The following is an 18,117-nucleotide window of genomic DNA, read 5'->3' on the forward strand; positions in this document are numbered from 1 at the left end:
CTTTCGGTTTGAATAGAGTCTTCTTCTCATCTGTCAAATCTTTCACAATTTGCTGGAATTAGCACCTTATTAACAAAATGTTAATGGTTGCTGAGGCGTCACAGGGCCAGTCCCTCTACCTCTCTAGATAAGAATGTTCGTATGAAATTTTTATTATGTTTTTAACTTTACAATAAAAGATAATTGAATTGCAACTTTATTTTAAATAATTTTTATTTTTCCGCAAGTGTCATTGACTTTTAATTTTGTGCATGCTAAATTTATTAAAAAATTAACAAACATTGTTAAAAGGGGAACGCATTTCCTTTTAGCTACATAAATAAAATAATAAAGACAACTCTTATTGAGAGCGGTGGAGGGAAAGGCCCTGTGAAACCCGGCAACCTTCAAACGAAATGTTTGAAACGGTGCTAATACCTGCAAAACGAATGTTTTGCATAATAAGAGGAGGAACAATTATGTCCCCCTCTTCAAAGTGAAGAGGGGGTTTTTATATTGATAGAAATGAGGGAGATTCGTGAAATTACTAGATTTATTATCAAAAGGAATTGTAATAGGTGATGGTGCGGTTGGAACGTTATTGCATTCACATGGTTTGCAAAGTAGCTTTGAAGAATTGAACGTATCTGATCCAGATCTAATTATATCCATTCATAAACAATATGTAGCTGCTGGAGCAGATGTAATTCAAACGAATACGTATGGAGCAAATGAGGCGAAATTACGTATGTATGGTTTAGAAAATCAAGTTACAAAAATTAATAGAGCGGCAGTGAAATTGGCGAAAGCATCTGTGACAGATAAAAATGCAATTTTAGGAACAATTGGTGGTATGAAACATATCGGAGCTGTTACAACGACTGATATGGAAAGGGAGTTTATGTTACTTGAACAGGCGGGGGCTTTACTAGAAGAACAGGTTGATGGATTACTATTAGAAACTTTTTATGATGAATTTGAATTACTTCATGCTGTTAAAGTGTTGCGTAAGCAAACGAATATTCCGATTGTTGCGCAATTAGCGTTACATGAAGCAGGTACGACTCAAAATGGAAATGATGTCAATGAAATATTAAAGCAGTTTATAGATTACGGTGCAAATGTTGTTGGATTGAATTGTCAACTGGGGCCGCTTCATATGACGGAAGCTTTCAAAATGATATCGATTCCGCAAAATGGCTATTTATCAGCATACCCAAATGCAGGTCTCCCGAATTATGTAGAGGGACGTTACGTATATGAGGGAAGTCCAGCTTATTTTGAAGCAATGACACCGAAATTTATTGAGCAAGGTATTCGGTTATTGGGTGGCTGTTGTGGTACGACTCCAGAACATATTCAAAGTATGAAGCGCGCTGTTGCGAATATTACCCCTGTAATCGAAAAAGAAACGATTCAAAGGCCAAAAGTCGTTCATACGCATGAGAAACGTTCGAAGGCTCACGTCACTCTAGCAGAGAAAGCAAAAAAACAAACGACAGTTGTAGTGGAATTAGATCCACCGAAAACGTTAGATACACAGCGTTTTTTTGAAGGAGCAAGAGCGTTAAAAAGAGCGGGAGCAGATGCTATTACTCTAGCAGATAATTCATTAGCATCGCCTCGTGTCTCTAATATGGCGATGGGTGCGTTATTAACGAAGCATGATATCCCAGTATTGACGCATTTAACGTGTAGAGATCATAACGTCATTGGACTACAATCTCATTTGTTAGGTTTATCGGCGTTAGGGATGGAAGAAGTGTTAGCTTTAACTGGTGATCCAGCGCGCGTTGGTGATTTTCCCGGTGCCACTTCTGTATATGATTTATCCTCTATTGAGCTTATTAAAATGATTAAAGAAATGAACGATGGACGTTCAATTTTAGGGAAATCAATTGGACCGGCGACAAGGTTTTCTGTAGGCGGCGCATTTAATCCTCACGTGAGGCACTTAAAAGCAGCGGTTAAGCGAATGGAACGAAAAATAGATGCTGGAGCGGAGTATTTTTTAACTCAGCCAATTTACGATATCAAGTTAATTGAAGAAGTGTATGAAGCGACAAAGCATTTGGAACAACCTATTTTTATTGGAATTATGCCGTTAGTAAGTAAGCGGAATGCAGATTTTCTTCATTTTGAGGTGCCGGGTATTACTCTTCCTGAAGAAATAAGAGAGAGAATGGATGGACATGAAACGAAAGAGGCAGCAATTGAGGAAGGGATTCGCATTTCACAAGAATTGGTCGACGCAGCGATGAAATATTTTAATGGTATTTATCTTATTACACCATTTTTAAAGTATGAAATTACAGAACATCTTGTTAAATATGTAAGAGAAAAGCAAGAAGTGAAAGAAGGTATTAATTGATGAAGTGTATAGAAGAAAAATTGAAAAATAGCATTTTAATATTAGATGGTGCAATGGGGACAATGATTCAGCAAGAGGATTTAACTGCTGAAGATTTCGGAGGAGAAGAGTACGAGGGCTGTAATGAATATTTAGTGGAAACAAGACCAGACGTTATTTTAAAGATTCATAAAGCTTATATTGAAGCTGGAGCGGATATTATTGAAACAAATACATTTGGGGCAACGAATATTGTACTAAGTGATTATGAGCTGTCTCATTTAGATGAAGAACTAAATGAAAAGGCAGCACTTTTGGCGAAGCAAGCTGTTAAAGAAAGCGGGAATGAAGTATATGTTGCGGGAGCGATGGGACCAACAACGAAAGCAATTAGTGTTACTGGTGGTGTGACTTTTGAAGAATTGATTGAAGCTTATACAAGGCAGGCACGAGGATTATTAAAAGGAGAAGTTGATGTATTACTCGTTGAGACGAGTCAAGATATGCGTAACGTGAAAGCAGCTTATATTGGAATTCAAGCTGCTTTTGAAGAACTGAAAAAAATGGTTCCTATTATGATTTCAGGTACGATTGAGCCAATGGGAACGACTCTGGCTGGGCAAACAATTGAAGCTTTTTATTTATCAGTAGAACATATGAAACCATTATCTGTTGGGTTAAACTGTGCGACTGGTCCGGAGTTTATGAGGGACCATATTCGTTCACTATCTGATTTATCGGAGTGTTACATTTCTTGTTATCCAAATGCAGGTCTTCCTGATGAAGATGGACATTACCATGAATCTCCATCTTCTCTTGCTGAAAAGGTGAAGCGATTTGCTGAAGAAGGATGGGTTAATATTATTGGTGGTTGTTGTGGCACGACACCAGAACATATAAAAGCAATGAAATCCGCGCTAGCATCTCTTAAGCCTCGTGACCATCATGAGAGAGAAGGACATGGAATTAGTGGATTAGAAGCACTGCAATATGATGAGTCTATGAGACCGTTATTTGTAGGTGAAAGAACGAATGTTATTGGGTCACGTAAATTTAAACGATTAGTAGCAGAAGGGAAATTTGAAGAGGCTGCTGAAGTGGCAAGAGCGCAAGTGAAGAAAAATGCTCATATTATTGATATTTGTATGGCAGATCCTGATCGCGATGAAATAGAAGATATGGAAAACTTCTTAGCAGAAGTTACGAAAGTTTTAAAAGTACCGATTATGATTGATTCAACAGATGAAAATGTGATGGAGCGAGCTCTTACTTATATTCAAGGAAAAGCTGTTATTAATTCAATTAATTTAGAAGATGGAGAAGAACGATTTAAAAAAGTGACACCGCTTCTTCAGAAGTATGGTGCTGCTATAGTTGTAGGAACAATTGATGAAGACGGTATGGCGGTTAGTGCGGAGCGAAAGATAGAAATTGCGAAAAGAAGCTATGAATTACTTACAAAGAAGTATGGGATACGCCCGTCAGATATTATTTTTGATGCACTTGTGTTTCCGGTAGGGACAGGTGATGAAGAATATATTGGTTCAGCGGCAGCGACTATAGAAGGAATTCGCCTTATTAAAGAAGCGTTACCAGAGTGTTTAACGATTTTAGGGGTAAGTAACATATCATTTGGTTTACCACCGGCTGGACGTGAAGTATTAAATTCAGTCTTTTTATATCATGCTACGAAAGCAGGGTTAGATTATGCGATTGTGAATACGGAAAAATTAGAACGCTATGCGTCGATTCCAGAGGAAGAAAAACGCCTTGCAGATGCACTACTGTTTGAAACGACGAAAGAGACGTTAGAAGAATTTACAAACTTTTACCGAGTTGCTAAAAAGAAAGATGTCGTTGTGCAAGAAACGTTAACGCTTGATGAAAGACTAGCAAATTATATTGTAGAAGGTACGAAACAAGGATTACAAGAGGATTTAAGTCTTGCACTTGAAGAAGGAAGAAAACCTCTTGATATTATTAACGGTCCGCTTATGACAGGGATGGATGAGGTAGGACGACTATTTAATAATAATGAACTTATTGTTGCTGAAGTATTGCAAAGTGCCGAAAGTATGAAAGCTGCTGTAAGCTATTTAGAGCCACATATGGAATCTAGTGATAGTGCGAAAAAAGGGAAAGTATTATTAGCAACTGTAAAAGGTGACGTGCATGATATTGGGAAAAATCTCGTTGAAATTATTTTAGCAAATAACGGATATGAGATTATTAATTTAGGAATTAATGTACGTTCGGATCGAATTGTTCAAGAAGTACAAGAAAAGAAACCGGATATTATAGGCCTTTCCGGTTTATTAGTAAAATCAGCGCAACAAATGGTAACGACTGCTGAAGATTTAAAAGCGGCAAATATTGATGTGCCCATTGTTGTAGGTGGTGCAGCGTTAACGAGAAAGTTTACAGATAATCGGATTTCACCATCATATAAAGGACTCGTTTGTTATGCGAGTGATGCGATGACGGGGCTCGATATTATTAATAAGCTTCAAAAAGAAGAAGAGCGTGAGAAGATGAAACAGGATAAAAAAGAACGTCATCTTCATATCGTAAAAAAAGAGGAGAAGAAAGTAGAAATTCCAGCAGTAATTGAGCCATTACCGAAGGCTGAAGTTATCGTGCCTGATTCAACAAAACGAATTGTATTACGCGATATTCCGGCCCTTCATCTCGCTCCATTTTTAAATAGACAAATGCTACTTGGGCATCACCTTGGATTAAAAGGAAATGTGAAGAAGCTTTTGAAAGAGGGAGATAAGAGAGCACATGAATTAAATGATTTAATAGATGAATTATTGCAGGAAGGACAATCTTGGTTAAAGCCGAAAGCAGTGTATCAATTTTTCCCAGCGCAAAGCGACGGACAAAACATTGTAATATATGATCCAGAAGATCATACGCGTGTTATAGAGCGTTTCACATTCCCTAGACAAGGAAAGGCTCCCTATCGTACTTTAGGTGATTATTTGCGCCCAATAGGAGATGAGATGGACTATGTTGCTTTCTTATCTGTTACGGTTGGGGAAGGAGTTCGGGACATTGCTGAAGAGTGGAAGGCGAAAGGTGATTACCTACGTAGTCATGCCATTCAATCGTTAGCGCTTGAATTAGCGGAAGGACTTGCTGAAAAAACACATATGCTCATTCGTGACCGCTGGGGCATTCCGGACTCACCTGAACTGACGATGGAAGAACGTTTCCGTACGAAATATAGAGGAATACGAGTGTCATTTGGTTATCCGGCGTGTCCAGAACTTGCAGATCAAGAAAAGCTATTTCGCTTAATTCATCCAGAGGAAATAGGTATTTCATTAACAGAAGGATTCATGATGGAGCCAGAAGCGTCCGTAACGGCTATGGTATTTTCTCACCCTGAGGCAAGATATTTTAGTGTATTATAGTCTAGAAGGGGGAGACGTATGAAGAAAATAGTCTTTACAGGTGGCGGTTCGGCAGGACATGTAACACCTAATTTAGCCATTATCCCATATTTACAGGAAGACAACTGGGATATCTCTTATATTGGTTCTCATCAAGGTATTGAGAAAACGATTATAGAAAAGGAAGGCATTCCCTACTATAGTATTTCGAGTGGAAAGCTACGTCGTTATTTTGATTTGAAAAATATAAAAGATCCTTTTCTTGTAATGAAGGGTGTTATGGATGCGTATGTAAGGATTCGAAGACTAAAACCAGATGTGATTTTTTCAAAAGGCGGTTTCGTATCTGTACCAGTCGTAATTGGAGGATGGCTAAATAGAGTACCAGTTTTATTACATGAATCTGATATGACACCAGGACTAGCAAATAAAATTGCGCTTCGTTTTGCTTCGAAAATATTTGTTACATTTGAAGAAGCAGCGAAACATTTACCGAAAGAAAAAGTAATATATACGGGATCTCCTGTACGTGAAGAAGTGCTGAAGGGAAATCGTGAAAAAGGTTTAGCGTTTTTAGGTTTTTTACGTAAAAAGCCAGTTATTACGATTATGGGAGGCAGCTTGGGCGCGAAAAAAATTAATGATACAGCTCGAGAAGCATTACCAGAACTTTTAAAAAAATATCAAATTGTTCACCTTTGCGGAAAAGGTAACCTTGACGAAAGTTTACAAAATAAAGAAGGATATAGACAATTTGAATATGTACATGGAGAACTGCCAGACATATTAGCGGTAACAGATTTTGTTATTTCACGCGCGGGCTCCAACGCAATTTTTGAATTTTTAACATTACAAAAGCCGATGGTTTTAATTCCATTATCGAAATTTGCAAGCCGTGGAGATCAAATATTAAATGCAGAGTCCTTTGAAAGGCAAGGGTATGCCTCCGTGTTATATGAAGAAGATGTAACTGTAAAATCTCTTATAAAGTATGTCGAAGAATTGAATCAAAATAATGAGAAGTATAAAACAGCACTAAAAAAATATAATGGAAAAGAAGCAATTAAAACAATCATTCAAAATATTTCAGAGGCATGATGAAACAATCATGCCTCTTTTAGTAGGGTGAAAGATTCCAAGAATTGATATTTTTATGTTACAATAAAGTGAAACTTTAATCAGTTGGGTTCATCCCACATCTAACTTCTTTACTGTTACTAAATTTTGAGGAGGGAGTCTTACTGCCCTCAAATAGCGGGATAACAAATGGGTTAATAGGGAAATTCCAATTAATGAGGCGTGAAAATACGAATGGATTAGGAGTGACTGTGTTGGAGCTAAGTCTCTATGAAAATACTGCACTTATTATATGCTTTGTGTTGTACGTTGGTAGTGTTATTGTTTATATTTCAAGGAAATTTTCGCAAGAAAGAGAGCTTGAAAAGTCAGAGATAACAGCTGAACTAGAAATGTTAGCTGATGAAAGTTATAAAAAACAAAAAATAAAAGAAGACCATGAAGCATCCCATCATTTAAACGCAAATAAGTTTTAAAGATGGGGATTTTTTTTGAAGTTGTTCTTTATTATAGCTATAACAAATAACGCTAAAAAGGAGTTTCCCCATACACAATGAAGGAGTGTATATAAATGAATTTTTATATCGCCTCAGGTTTCCAAAATAAACATCTTGTACATTCCGTAGCAAATGAACTGAAACATGCAGGATGGCACCATACATATGATTGGACCAAAAATGAAAGAGCAGCGAATGAAGAACAATTAAGAGAAATTGGTCAGGCAGAACGAAATGCTGTAAAAGAAGCGGATGTATTTTTACTTATATTAGATGGTGGAAACGGGAGCCATACAGAGTTTGGAATGGCGATTGCACTAGAGAAAACGATATATGTATATCATGCAGGAAACCCGCTCCAAACAACGTTCTATCACTTGCCAGAAATAAATATTTTTGAAGGAGATGTAGCTGAGTTTGCATCTTTTGTTATGAATCATGTGAAATAATAGTAACTACCTAAAAGGTTATAAAAGTGATCTTTTGGGTACAGTGATGATAAGAAACGTATATAAAGGAGTACATAATATGAAATTAGAAAATGGATGGGAAACGAGCTTTTTAGAAGTCGTACAAAATAGTGAATTTAAGAAAGAGGCACTTCTTAGTCAATTGCTTTGTCAGGATAGTGAAGAAGTAGAAGAGCTTGTGGATGATTACGGCTACGAAGAACTTGTTGAACGTGAACATGATGATGAGTTAGCTGAAATCTTAGGAGAAGAACTTTTTAGTGAGATAGAACGCCAAGTATTCTTATCTTCAAACCCAGAAGAAAAACTTATTTCATTCGTCAATGGATTAGGTTTTCATGTGCTAGATTGGATCGTTCTTCTTGAAACAGAATTTGGCATTGATAGTGCAAACTTTACATCAGATGCTGTGAAGGTGTTAGAAAAGCGTTTCAGACAGTTTCCATACATAGAGGACAAGACAATTTTTGATATGACATTTGGAGAATCGATGGATGTATTAGAATCTGTTACAGGATTACAACTAAAGGAAAAGATGAACGTATAATGAAAAAAGAACGTGATTGGATCACGTTCTTTTTTTACATAATAATAATTTTATCATCTAGTTTTGTCTGCCCGGTAAGAAGTGCGTTTAAATATTCCACTTTTCTTATACAAGCTTGTATATGTCTTTCAATCTCTTGTAACTCTGCTTGGTGATGCGTTTCAATTGGATGAATTTGTACGTTGAATTTTTCAAATTGACTACTATATGTTATTTCTGCATAGCCGCTCATAATATCGGTTTCGTTATGAAATAAAAATTGCTTCGTTTTGTCACAGAATGATACATCCTGAAAGCCATATACTTTTAATGCTTCAATTACTTTTTTAATCATTTTTGTATTCATTTTTTAACCCTCTTTACGAAGTTCTACTTATATATTATAACATAAAAAATTACATAGAAAGCGCTTCCAAGTGTATTTTATTATAAACTTTACGTTTCAATCACAAAAATGAAACAAAGAAAAAATAATTGTAAAGAAGGAAGGACTCTTTTATTGTTTCGTCATATATATAGAGAAATAGTGCAATGAAAGGAAATTTTCCGAGGTGGAGATCGTATTTCCAATTTGAGCGCAGTAAAAGAGGTGAGAATTTTGAACTTTGATATTGTAGGACAAAAAGCATATATAAAAGATGGACCGCATCGGAACCGAATTGGAATTGTAAAGAAAAACGAGACAAAATTAGCATCGCAGTTTGCTATTGTAATTGGAGAACAAATCATTGATGTAGAGCTAAAGGATATCGTGTTAGTTGGAGTAGACGTAGGACAATTTCATAAATGGTGCGAACAAAATGGTTATTTGTGAAAAGGACGGGCTGTGAGATAATGAAATATATTTGAGGAAAGAGGATATGTTATCATATTCTCTTTTTCTATGTTTCAGGAGGCGAAAATGAAATATAAAGAACAGGAGTTTACGTTGGAGTTAAAAGAGAACATTCAATGTATGGAGAAGGAAATAGAGCGAATATCACTTAAACTGCATAAAGAGTATGCGCATTTATACATAGAAAAACACATGGAATTAGATATGGGATTTGCAAGAGAAAAAGAGAATCCCTTTGAGGTGGGTTATTATTCATCAGTTGCCATAGCTATATTAGATGAAGAAAAAGAGATGATTGAATTTCACTATATTCCAATTTGGAAATGCGAAAGAATCTTTTTAGGAATGTCAATTCAATCAAACATTTTTGGGAGTAAGAAAGTAGGGGGAACTTGTTGATGAATCTTGTTATGAGATTGAGGAGGAGTTAAAAGAGCAACTAGAAGAATACTTGGAGTAAGAATTCTCAAGATAAAATCTATAAAGAGGGAACGGAATAAAAAAGACGCTAACAATTGTATGTTAGCGTCTTTTTTTCATTATGAAGCAATTTCACCAGTTTTTGTATCATCTTGATTGTACGTATCTTGATCTAATTCACCAAGCCATTTACTTGAAATAAGACCTGCTGTCATAGAACCACTTACGTTAAGAGCTGTACGCCCCATATCGATTAATGGCTCAACCGAGATAACTAGAGCAACAATACCGATTGGTAAGTTCATTGTAGATAGTACGATTAAAGCTGCGAATGTTGCGCCGCCACCAACTCCGGCAACACCGAATGAGCTAATAGCAACAACAGCGATTAAAGTTAAAATAAATTGTGGTTGTAATGGATCAATTCCTACAGTTGGAGCGACCATCATTGCAAGCATTGCTGGATAAATACCTGCGCAACCGTTTTGTCCGATAGATACCCCAAATGAAGCTGCGAAGTTTGCAATTCCTTCGGAAATACCAAGCTTTTCTTTTTGAGCTTCAATATTTAATGGCATCGCACCAGCACTAGAGCGAGATGTGAATGCAAAAGTTAGTACAGGGAACACTTTTTTCAAATATTGAATTGGATTTAAACCAGACAATGCAATTAATAATAAGTGAATGATAAACATTACGATAAGTGCTACGTAAGAGGCTAACACGAAGTTACCAAGTTTTAAAATAGCATTTATATCGCTACCAGCAACTGTTTTTGCCATAAGAGCTAATACGCCGTATGGAGTAAGGCGTAAAATTAATGTTACCATACGCATTACGATTGCATATACAGCATCAAGCATTTTCTTAAATAGTTCTGCTTGTTCTGGATATTTTCGTTTTACACCTATAAAGGCAATGCCGATAAAGGCTGCAAATATTACGACAGAAATTGTTGATGTTGGACGAGCGCCTGTTAAATCAAGAAACGGATTTGTAGGCAATAGCTCTAATAATTTATCTGGAATTGTTGTCTTTTCAATAGAAGTAAATCTTTCTTCAACTAGTTTCAGACGAGCAGATTCTGCATCACCTTGTTGTAGGCCTGCTGCAGATACATCAAATCCTGCACTTGCAGCGATACCGACAGCTGCAGCGATTCCTGTAGTAAGAATTAAAATTCCGATAATAAGACCACTGATTTTACCAAGGTTTTTCGTTAACTGTAATTTTGTAAAGGCTGAAATAATAGATACTAAAATAAGTGGCATAACGATCATTTGAAGTAATTTCACATAACCGTTACCGATTAAGCCAAACCAAGTATTTGATTCAATAATTACTTTAGAAGTTGGTTCATAAATAAATTGTAATATAAGACCGAATATAATTCCGACTCCTAAAGCAGTAAATACACGTTTATTAAAAGATACATGCTTACGTTGCATATAATATAATACGCCAACTAAAATGAGCATGACTGCAACGTTAATTCCGACAAGCAGTGTATTCATGTTGATCCCCCCTAATTCCAATCTGTTATATAGAATATAAGGCAATAAAACCTATAAGTCAACTAGGAAATTCCGGAATTAAAAAAAGATGGCAAAATGCCATCTTTTAATGTCCAGCCCCAGGGACAAGTAAAAACGTCGTGTAGTATGTAAATCCTATGAAGAAAACAGTTAAATATGCCCCAAATACGTATATATACATACGCTCTGTTAATTTTAAATAGCTTAAAAGTACGAAGAAACCTGTTTGTCCTAAAAATAGTAGTGCGGTCTGTTGCATATCCCCTACGTAAAACATAACCGAGAAAATTCCAGTCCAAAAGCCGAGAACGCGAAACATGCGCTCCATGCCATCTCCCTCCTTTTCTAAAAAAAGTAAACCTCACCTCATTATAGTTTATTTTTCTTACTATTGTAAATATTCATTCATATAAAAAGAAGCCAATTATTATTGGCTTCTTTTTATATGAGAAATTAAATTGTTAGTTTATAATTACAAGATTTACATCCATCTAATAGACTATCATTTCGAGTTAATTCCATGTTAGGGAATAGGATTTCAAAAATTCCTTTCATCATATCTCCGTGCATGTTACAAATTTCAGTTGGATGATGAACAGCAACTTCTTTAAATGGACAATTGTGTACATCATAGAAAATTTTTGTTCCATCTGCACTTAATTCAAATGCAGGTGATAAGCCAGCTGTTGAGAAAGCTTCTTTTGCAATTTGAACTTTTTGTTCCACTGTTAAAGCATCTTCACTCACATTTAAACGTTGCATATGTTGTTGCATTAATTCAGCTCCGAATTGTTTTCCTGTTTCGTATAGCGCTTTCTCACCAGCAGCGCCAAGGCTAAGTAAAGAATTAAATGCGATTCTTGCTAACAATTGATAATCACGGAATGGAAATTGTAATTGGATAACATCTTCAGATAAGACATACAATCTGCTCGGTCGTCCGCCTTTTCCAGTTTTCTTCGTTTCCGATTTTAGCATATGAACATCTTCTAATTTAGATAAATGTAAACGCGCTACGTTTGGATGAATATCGAATTCATCTGCAATTTCTTGTACCGTTACGTAACTATGTTTTTGCGAAATATATTTATAAATGTAATAACGAGTTGGGTCAGATAATACACCTGTAATTTTTAAAGCTTGTTCCATGAGGATCTCCACCTTTATCACTTTATCCAAGATAATAACATTATAATACAGATAAACATGAGTATAGGTAATTTCAGACAATAATTCGGAAATTGTTCATAATTTCACAAACATATTTTTCCTTTTTCCTCTATTGAAAATACAAAAGTCCAAATTTTTATTGCGAATGTTTTCATGCTATATACATAGTGAGGAGGGAAAAGTAATGAATGGGATTGAAATTTTTGCGAATACAATTTTAAAAGAAGCGTGTAGGGTACAAGCGTCAGATTTACATATTGTGCCCCGGCAGAAGGATGTAGCAGTGCAACTACGTATAGGAAAAGATTTAATGACGAGACAGTGTATTGAAAAGGAGTTTGGAGAAAAACTTGTCTCACATTTCAAATTTTTAGCATCTATGGACATAGGAGAGAAACGGAAGCCACAGAATGGTTCGTTGTATTTGCAAATTGATGGACAAGAAGTGTATTTACGCCTTTCAACACTTCCAACAGTATATCAAGAAAGTCTCGTTATTCGCCTTCATTTACAAGCATCTGTTCAGCCCTTATCACATCTTTCGTTATTTCCAAGTACGGCAGCAAAACTACTCTCGTTTTTACGCTATTCACAGGGGCTACTCGTATTTACTGGACCGACTGGATCTGGGAAGACGACGACAATGTATGCATTATTAGAAGTAATTAGAAAAAAGAAAACACGTCGCATCATTACACTTGAAGATCCGGTTGAAAAAAGAAGTGACGATGTATTACAAATTCAAATAAATGAAAAAGCGGGTCTCACATATGAAACAGGATTAAAGGCTATTTTACGTCATGATCCAGATATTATTTTAGTCGGTGAAATCCGGGATGAGGAAACAGCAAAAATAGCTATAAGGGCAAGTTTGACAGGACATTTAGTAATGACAACGCTGCATACGAATGATGCGAAAGGAGCAATCATTCGTTTCATGGATTATGGTATAACGAGGCAAGAGATTGAACAGTCTTTATTGGCTGTAGCTGCACAGCGACTTGTCGAATTGAAGTGTCCGTTTTGCAGAGGAAAGTGCTCAACTTTATGTAAATCAATGAGGCAAGTAAGGCAAGCAAGCATTTATGAGCTACTATATGGACATGAGTTAAAACAAGCACTTAAAGAAGCAGATGGAGAATGTGTTACTTACAAACATGAGACTTTAGAATCGTCAATACGAAAAGGATATGCTTTAGGTTTTTTAGAAGAAGATGTTTATGTTTAAGAAAACTTGGAGTTTAAGTGATCAAGTAGTATTGTTGAAACGTTTAGGAGAATTATTAGAAAAAGGCTACTCTCTTTTACAAGCATTAGAATTTTTACAGTTTCAATTACCTGTAGAAAAGAAAGTACAATTGCAGCGCATGATTGAGGGGTTAAAAGATGGGAAAAGTCTACACGATTCTTTTCATCAGTTAAAGTTTCATCAGGACATGTTAAGTTATCTATTTTATGCCGAGCAACATGGTGATATTTCTTTTGCTTTGCAACAAGGAAGTGCACTTCTTTATAAGAAAGATAAGTATAGGAAAGACATGATGAAAATAATGCAGTATCCTATGTTCTTGATGTTTTTTCTACTAATCATGCTTTTTATTTTTAACCTCATTTTATTACCTCAGGTTGAAATGGTTTATAGTTCGTTCGGTTCTAATACACCACTACTTACAGAACAAATTTTAAGTGCAATAAAACTGCTACCATACATTATTTTAACCGCTATTTTAACTGTTATTATTGGATGTAGTTTATACATGTTGTATTTTAGGAAACTTCCACATATTAGACAGGTAAAAATCATGCTTCGTATTCCTCTCATCAAAACATTTCTTATTTTAAAGCATTCACATTATTTTGCTACTCAGTTGAGTGGTTTATTAAATGGTGGACTATCAGTATGCGAAGCTTTAACAATAATGATGGAGCAAAGATATCATCCGTTCTTTCAATATGAAGCGAATCGGATTGAAAGACAATTAATTGGAGGAGAACAGTTACAATCTATCATTGCTAAAAGTGGGTATTACGAGAAAGAACTTTCTTATGTTATTACGCATGGACAAGCAAATGGCAATTTAGGGATTGAATTAGGTGACTATAGCGATCTTATTATGGAAAAGATGGAACGAAAAATTAAACATATGTTAGTTATCATTCAGCCTATTTTATTTACATGTATTGGAGGAATCGTTGTCCTTATGTATTTAGCGATGATTATGCCGATGTTTCAAATGATGAATTCTATTTAGGGGGCATTTGTATGCAGAATGAGGAAGGATTTACTCTGTTAGAGATGCTATTAGTAATGGTTGTCATAACTATATTATTACTATTAATTATTCCAAATGTAGTTACACAGCGTTCATCGGTCCAAGGAAAAGGGTGTGCAGCTTACGTGAAATCTATAGAAGCGCAAATACAAGTATATCAATTACAACATAATAAAATTCCATCGTTAAAAGAACTGGCAGATGAAAAGTATATTACAACTGATAAGTGTCCGAATGGCGAATCTATTCATATATCAGATGATGGCACAGTATCAATTAGGGCATTGTGAAACAACAAGGGTTTACTTTTTTAGAAATGTTACTCGTTTTATTTGTTATTTCTGTATTAAGTATAGTTACGTATTTTAGTGTTCATTCCTTATACGAGCGACAAAAAGTTGAACAATTTTTGAGACAGTTTTCAAATGATATTTTGTATATGCAGCAATTAGCGATAAACCATCAAAAGCACTACACATTACGTTGGCATAAAGATAGAAATATGTATGCTATAAAAGAGTCAGGTACAAAGTATTATATCGTCAAGCGAGAGTATGAAGAAGATATACAAATTGATTTGCATACGTTTCCAAATCCGATGACATATAACCCAAGTGGAAATATTAATAGAGGTGGTACGATTATAATTTCGTATAGAAATTATAAATATGAAATTGTATTTCAGCTTGGAAGAGGGAGATTTACGTATCGTGAAATGTCAAAAAGGATCCATAATGGCTGAAATGATTGTATCGTTAAGTGTTTTAATGATGGCTGTATCGTTACTACTACCGCAAACAGTATTAGTTATGCAAGAAAGAAAAAATATACAAATTCGTTATAAGGCAACTGGATTATTAAAAAAAGAAGCAGCTATATATATGTATGGAAATGAAGAAAAGCGAATAATAGAAAAGAATATAAATGGAATTGGGTATTACACATATTGGGGAGGCAATGAAGTTTGTACCATGTGGAAAGATGTGAAAGACAGAATGATGGAACAATGCTTTTATGTAGGAGAAAAAATAAATTAGAATTTGGTTTTTCATTAATAGAAATGATTGTATGTCTGTTTCTATTATCAATATTTTTTTTGCTCTTTCCCCGCCTACATTTCATTGAAATGGAAAATAAACAGTCGAAAGGGTTAAATGATTGGGAGTGGGATGTGTATTTAGGGCAAATGCAATTGGAGTTTCGTGAAGTATCATCTGGAGAACAGCTAGCATTTGAAAATGGAGAAAGTATTTTACAATTCCGATCGCGTAATGGGAGTGAAGTATCGTATGAAAAAGAGAATAGTCGTCTTATAAGAAAGGTAGATAGGCGCGGGAGGGAAGTTGTTTTACAAAATATTGGAACGGTTTCTTACAAACTAACACCTCATGTACTCATTATAAATGTGAAAGATACTAGTGGGAAAATATATGAAGGTGTAGTTATGCGATATAGCGAAATAGGAATAAACGTATGAGAAAGCAAAAGGGATTTACAATGCCTGGAACGATTATCTTTCTTATTTTATTAACTTCTTTTTTTATATACGAAACAAATATGTTGTTTACAGATAAAAATTTTTATATAGGAATAGAACAAAAATTTTTATTGGATGAATTACTTAACCGATCTATTACAGATATAAAAAAAGACTTACAGCAAAAAGAAAAAGAAGGTACGTTTTTCTTTCAGTATGAAAAGGGAGAAGCGAGTGGAAATTATGTCTTTGAAAATGATTTAATTCTCGTTGCTTTGCAGTGTACACTCAAACAGGAAGCTTTCTATACGGTGAGTTTTCGGTATAGAAAAAAGGATGGGAAAATAGTCGATTGGATAGAAGGATAATATGTAAAATATATATATAGATAAACCAGGATTTCCTATTGTAAATTGAATTGATTTTTTAGAAGAAATGGACAAATATAATGATCAAAAGTTTAAATTTTCTCAAAAAAGAGAAAGGTAGAAAGAATATGATATATTCATGCTATCCAATCATTATTTTTAGGGAGAATAGGGAAATGACAAACAACAATCAAATAGGTGAAAATAAGGAACAAACTATTTTTGATCATAAAGGAAATACGATTATGACAGAAGATAGAGAAATACACATTATTTCAAAATTCGAAGAACCTCTTATTGTCGTATTAGCAAATGTACTAAGTGATGAAGAGTGTGATGAATTGATTGAAATGTCTAAAAATAAAATGGAGCGTTCTAAAATTGGTTCATCACGTGATGTAAATGATATTCGAACAAGTAGCGGTGCATTTTTGGAAGACAATGAACTTACTTCAAAGATTGAAAAACGAATTTCATCTATCATGAATGTTCCGGTGGCGCACGGAGAAGGATTGCACATTTTAAATTATGAAGTGGATCAACAATATAAAGCACACTATGATTATTTTGCGGAACATAGTAGATCAGCTGCTAACAATCGTATTAGTACGCTTGTAATGTATTTAAATGATGTAGAAGAAGGCGGAGAAACGTACTTCCCAAAATTAAATCTTTCTGTACACCCTAGAAAGGGAATGGCAGTATACTTTGAGTATTTTTATCAAGATCAATCATTAAACGAGCTTACGTTACACGGAGGGGCACCTGTAACGAAAGGCGAGAAATGGATTGCAACGCAGTGGGTGAGAAGAGGCACTTATAAGTAAAAGCGAGTGTTACGTTTTGTTCTTCATAGTATAAGAACAAAACGTTTTTTTATTAAACAAAGTAGCATCTTTCGTTATAATAACAATTAATAAATGACGATTGAGAGGACAAGAAATGAAATCTATATACATAACCGGCTACATGGGAGCAGGGAAAACAACAATTGGAAAAGCGTTAAGTAAAGAACTTCAAATGGATGTTGTAGATACTGATCAAAAAATCGAAGAGAAGCAAGAGAAGGCAATTCGAAAAATTTTTGCCGAAGAAGGCGAAATGGCTTTTCGGGAATATGAAAGCGAAATGTTACGTGCGCTACCAGTCCATAATGTTATTATTACAACTGGTGGGGGAATTATTGAACGAGCGGAAAATCGCAAGTGGATGAAAGAGAACGGAACTGTCGTGTATTTATATTGTGATCCGCATGTAATTGCAGAAAGGCTTCGTGAAGATACGACACGTCCACTATTTCAAAAGAAAGATATAGATGCATTCGTAAAGAAATTTGAATCACGCCGAGCTTATTATGAAGAGGCTCATATTCATATCGATACGACAAATAAGTCTGTAAAGCAAATTATGAATGAATTAAAGGAAAAGATTAATGTATAAAAAAGTGGACATACTAATCAAGTAGAGGTGATGATAATATGTCTACTAATGATTATGTTCGCTTTGTGACGCAGCAGTTTGTGTCGTATATGGATGCTCCAAAAGAAGATCGAAAACAAAAGAAAGAACAACGCCGTGCTGAAAAAGAGCCATTTATGAATAAGTGGTTTGGTGTTATGCCGCTGAGTGCTGCTTTGTTTTACCGAAATGTAAAAAGTAAAAGAAAAAAATCAAGTTAAATTTTAGTCATATGTTTAGCAAACCAAAAATCCCCTAGTGTC

21 protein-coding genes, 1 pseudogene and 2 riboswitches are annotated in these 18,117 nt (G+C 35.1%); of the genes and pseudogenes, 18 read left to right on the forward strand and 4 right to left on the reverse strand.

Translation table 11 applies throughout. The annotated features are described in order from the left end of the window. Positions 1-23 precede the first annotated feature (23 nt). Positions 24-134: riboswitch (SAM riboswitch) on the reverse strand. A gap of 203 nt (positions 135-337) precedes the next feature. Then, a riboswitch (SAM riboswitch) is annotated at positions 338-447 on the forward strand. A 70-nt stretch (positions 448-517) separates the two neighbouring features. The 6 genes from ACTFR8_RS11405 to ACTFR8_RS11430 all read left to right on the forward strand — a co-directional run bounded on the left by ACTFR8_RS11405 (position 518) and on the right by ACTFR8_RS11430 (position 8,318). Beyond that, positions 518-2,350, forward strand: coding sequence for a bifunctional homocysteine S-methyltransferase/methylenetetrahydrofolate reductase (locus ACTFR8_RS11405; protein ID WP_000770360.1), 1,833 nt, complete (start codon positions 518-520; stop codon positions 2,348-2,350). Further along, positions 2,350-5,748, forward strand: coding sequence for a methionine synthase (gene metH, locus ACTFR8_RS11410; protein WP_100619266.1), 3,399 nt, complete (start codon positions 2,350-2,352; stop codon positions 5,746-5,748). The genes ACTFR8_RS11405 and metH overlap by 1 nt, the downstream gene beginning before the upstream one ends. 18 nt (positions 5,749-5,766) lie before the next feature. Continuing rightward, positions 5,767-6,825 carry an undecaprenyldiphospho-muramoylpentapeptide beta-N-acetylglucosaminyltransferase gene (gene murG, locus ACTFR8_RS11415; RefSeq protein WP_100619267.1) on the forward strand — a complete coding sequence of 353 codons (1,059 nt, stop codon included), beginning with the start codon at positions 5,767-5,769 and terminating at the stop codon, positions 6,823-6,825. 194 nt (positions 6,826-7,019) lie between these two features. Next, on the forward strand, positions 7,020-7,280 hold the full coding sequence (locus tag ACTFR8_RS11420; RefSeq protein ID WP_001250699.1) for a DUF3966 domain-containing protein: 261 nt from the start codon (positions 7,020-7,022) through the stop codon (positions 7,278-7,280). 95 nt (positions 7,281-7,375) lie between these two features. After that, positions 7,376-7,750, forward strand: a complete 375-nt coding sequence (locus ACTFR8_RS11425) for a nucleoside 2-deoxyribosyltransferase (protein ID WP_001012333.1) — start codon at positions 7,376-7,378, stop codon at positions 7,748-7,750. 79 nt (positions 7,751-7,829) lie between these two features. After that, positions 7,830-8,318: a hypothetical protein gene (locus tag ACTFR8_RS11430; RefSeq protein ID WP_000764261.1), complete on the forward strand. Its 489-nt coding sequence runs from the start codon at positions 7,830-7,832 to the stop codon at positions 8,316-8,318. 34 nt (positions 8,319-8,352) lie between these two features. Here ACTFR8_RS11430 and ACTFR8_RS11435 read toward each other — a convergent pair whose 3' ends face one another. Further along, positions 8,353-8,664 carry a hypothetical protein gene (locus ACTFR8_RS11435; RefSeq protein ID WP_001093237.1) on the reverse strand — a complete coding sequence of 104 codons (312 nt, stop codon included), beginning with the start codon at positions 8,662-8,664 and terminating at the stop codon, positions 8,353-8,355. A gap of 252 nt (positions 8,665-8,916) precedes the next feature. Here ACTFR8_RS11435 and ACTFR8_RS11440 point away from each other — a divergent pair, with 252 nt between their 5' ends. Together ACTFR8_RS11440 and ACTFR8_RS11445 are read left to right on the forward strand one after the other, a co-directional pair. Continuing rightward, a complete protein-coding gene (locus ACTFR8_RS11440) occupies positions 8,917-9,132 on the forward strand; it encodes a DUF3912 family protein (RefSeq protein ID WP_001008326.1) in 216 nt (71 codons plus the stop codon). Between the two features lie 87 nt (positions 9,133-9,219). Then, positions 9,220-9,613 (forward strand): annotated as a pseudogene (locus tag ACTFR8_RS11445) (hypothetical protein). Positions 9,614-9,692: 79 nt separating this feature from the next. On the opposite strand, the gene ACTFR8_RS11450 reads toward ACTFR8_RS11445, so the two are convergent. The 3 genes from ACTFR8_RS11450 to ACTFR8_RS11460 form a co-directional block, all read right to left on the reverse strand. After that, a complete protein-coding gene (locus tag ACTFR8_RS11450) occupies positions 9,693-11,087 on the reverse strand; it encodes an L-cystine transporter (RefSeq protein ID WP_001094334.1) in 1,395 nt (464 codons plus the stop codon). 106 nt (positions 11,088-11,193) lie between these two features. Then, a complete protein-coding gene (locus ACTFR8_RS11455) occupies positions 11,194-11,436 on the reverse strand; it encodes a DUF2626 domain-containing protein (RefSeq protein WP_000440721.1) in 243 nt (80 codons plus the stop codon). Between the two features lie 125 nt (positions 11,437-11,561). After that, the gene (locus ACTFR8_RS11460; protein ID WP_000434125.1) at positions 11,562-12,257 is read right to left on the reverse strand and encodes a helix-turn-helix transcriptional regulator; all 696 of its coding nucleotides are present in this window, start codon (positions 12,255-12,257) and stop codon (positions 11,562-11,564) included. Positions 12,258-12,462: 205 nt separating this feature from the next. Between ACTFR8_RS11460 and comGA the strand changes: the two genes are divergently transcribed. From comGA to ACTFR8_RS11510, 10 genes are all read left to right on the forward strand, one after another. Beyond that, a complete protein-coding gene (gene comGA, locus ACTFR8_RS11465; protein WP_001013180.1) occupies positions 12,463-13,506 on the forward strand; it encodes a competence type IV pilus ATPase ComGA in 1,044 nt (347 codons plus the stop codon). Beyond that, on the forward strand, positions 13,499-14,530 hold the full coding sequence (comGB, locus tag ACTFR8_RS11470; RefSeq protein WP_000475184.1) for a competence type IV pilus assembly protein ComGB: 1,032 nt from the start codon (positions 13,499-13,501) through the stop codon (positions 14,528-14,530). The genes comGA and comGB overlap by 8 nt, the downstream gene beginning before the upstream one ends. 11 nt (positions 14,531-14,541) lie before the next feature. Beyond that, complete coding sequence (gene comGC, locus ACTFR8_RS11475; protein WP_001178686.1) at positions 14,542-14,841, forward strand: competence type IV pilus major pilin ComGC; 300 nt, start codon at positions 14,542-14,544, stop codon at positions 14,839-14,841. After that, the gene (gene comGD / locus ACTFR8_RS11480; RefSeq protein ID WP_000813142.1) at positions 14,838-15,293 is read left to right on the forward strand and encodes a competence type IV pilus minor pilin ComGD; all 456 of its coding nucleotides are present in this window, start codon (positions 14,838-14,840) and stop codon (positions 15,291-15,293) included. The genes comGC and comGD overlap by 4 nt, the downstream gene beginning before the upstream one ends. Next, positions 15,286-15,588 carry a hypothetical protein gene (locus tag ACTFR8_RS11485; RefSeq protein ID WP_000829471.1) on the forward strand — a complete coding sequence of 101 codons (303 nt, stop codon included), beginning with the start codon at positions 15,286-15,288 and terminating at the stop codon, positions 15,586-15,588. Before comGD ends, ACTFR8_RS11485 begins: the two co-directional genes overlap by 8 nt. Beyond that, positions 15,558-16,028 (forward strand): competence type IV pilus minor pilin ComGF, encoded by a 471-nt coding sequence (gene comGF / locus ACTFR8_RS11490; protein WP_000923098.1) that lies wholly within the window; start codon positions 15,558-15,560, stop codon positions 16,026-16,028. Before ACTFR8_RS11485 ends, comGF begins: the two co-directional genes overlap by 31 nt. After that, entirely contained in the window at positions 16,025-16,396 is a 372-nt protein-coding gene (gene comGG / locus ACTFR8_RS11495) for a competence type IV pilus minor pilin ComGG (RefSeq protein ID WP_001231273.1), read from the forward strand. The genes comGF and comGG overlap by 4 nt, the downstream gene beginning before the upstream one ends. A 176-nt stretch (positions 16,397-16,572) precedes the next feature. Further along, positions 16,573-17,223 carry a 2OG-Fe(II) oxygenase gene (locus ACTFR8_RS11500; RefSeq protein WP_000183860.1) on the forward strand — a complete coding sequence of 217 codons (651 nt, stop codon included), beginning with the start codon at positions 16,573-16,575 and terminating at the stop codon, positions 17,221-17,223. 115 nt (positions 17,224-17,338) lie between these two features. Beyond that, positions 17,339-17,836, forward strand: coding sequence for a shikimate kinase (locus tag ACTFR8_RS11505; RefSeq protein WP_000836650.1), 498 nt, complete (start codon positions 17,339-17,341; stop codon positions 17,834-17,836). Positions 17,837-17,874: 38 nt separating this feature from the next. Further along, complete coding sequence (locus tag ACTFR8_RS11510) at positions 17,875-18,075, forward strand: YqzE family protein (RefSeq protein ID WP_000106083.1); 201 nt, start codon at positions 17,875-17,877, stop codon at positions 18,073-18,075. Positions 18,076-18,117: the final 42 nt, after the last annotated feature.

This window comes from Bacillus cereus group sp. MYBK15-3 (assembly GCF_051916765.1).
Taxonomy (GTDB): Bacteria; Bacillota; Bacilli; order Bacillales; family Bacillaceae_G; genus Bacillus_A; species Bacillus_A cereus.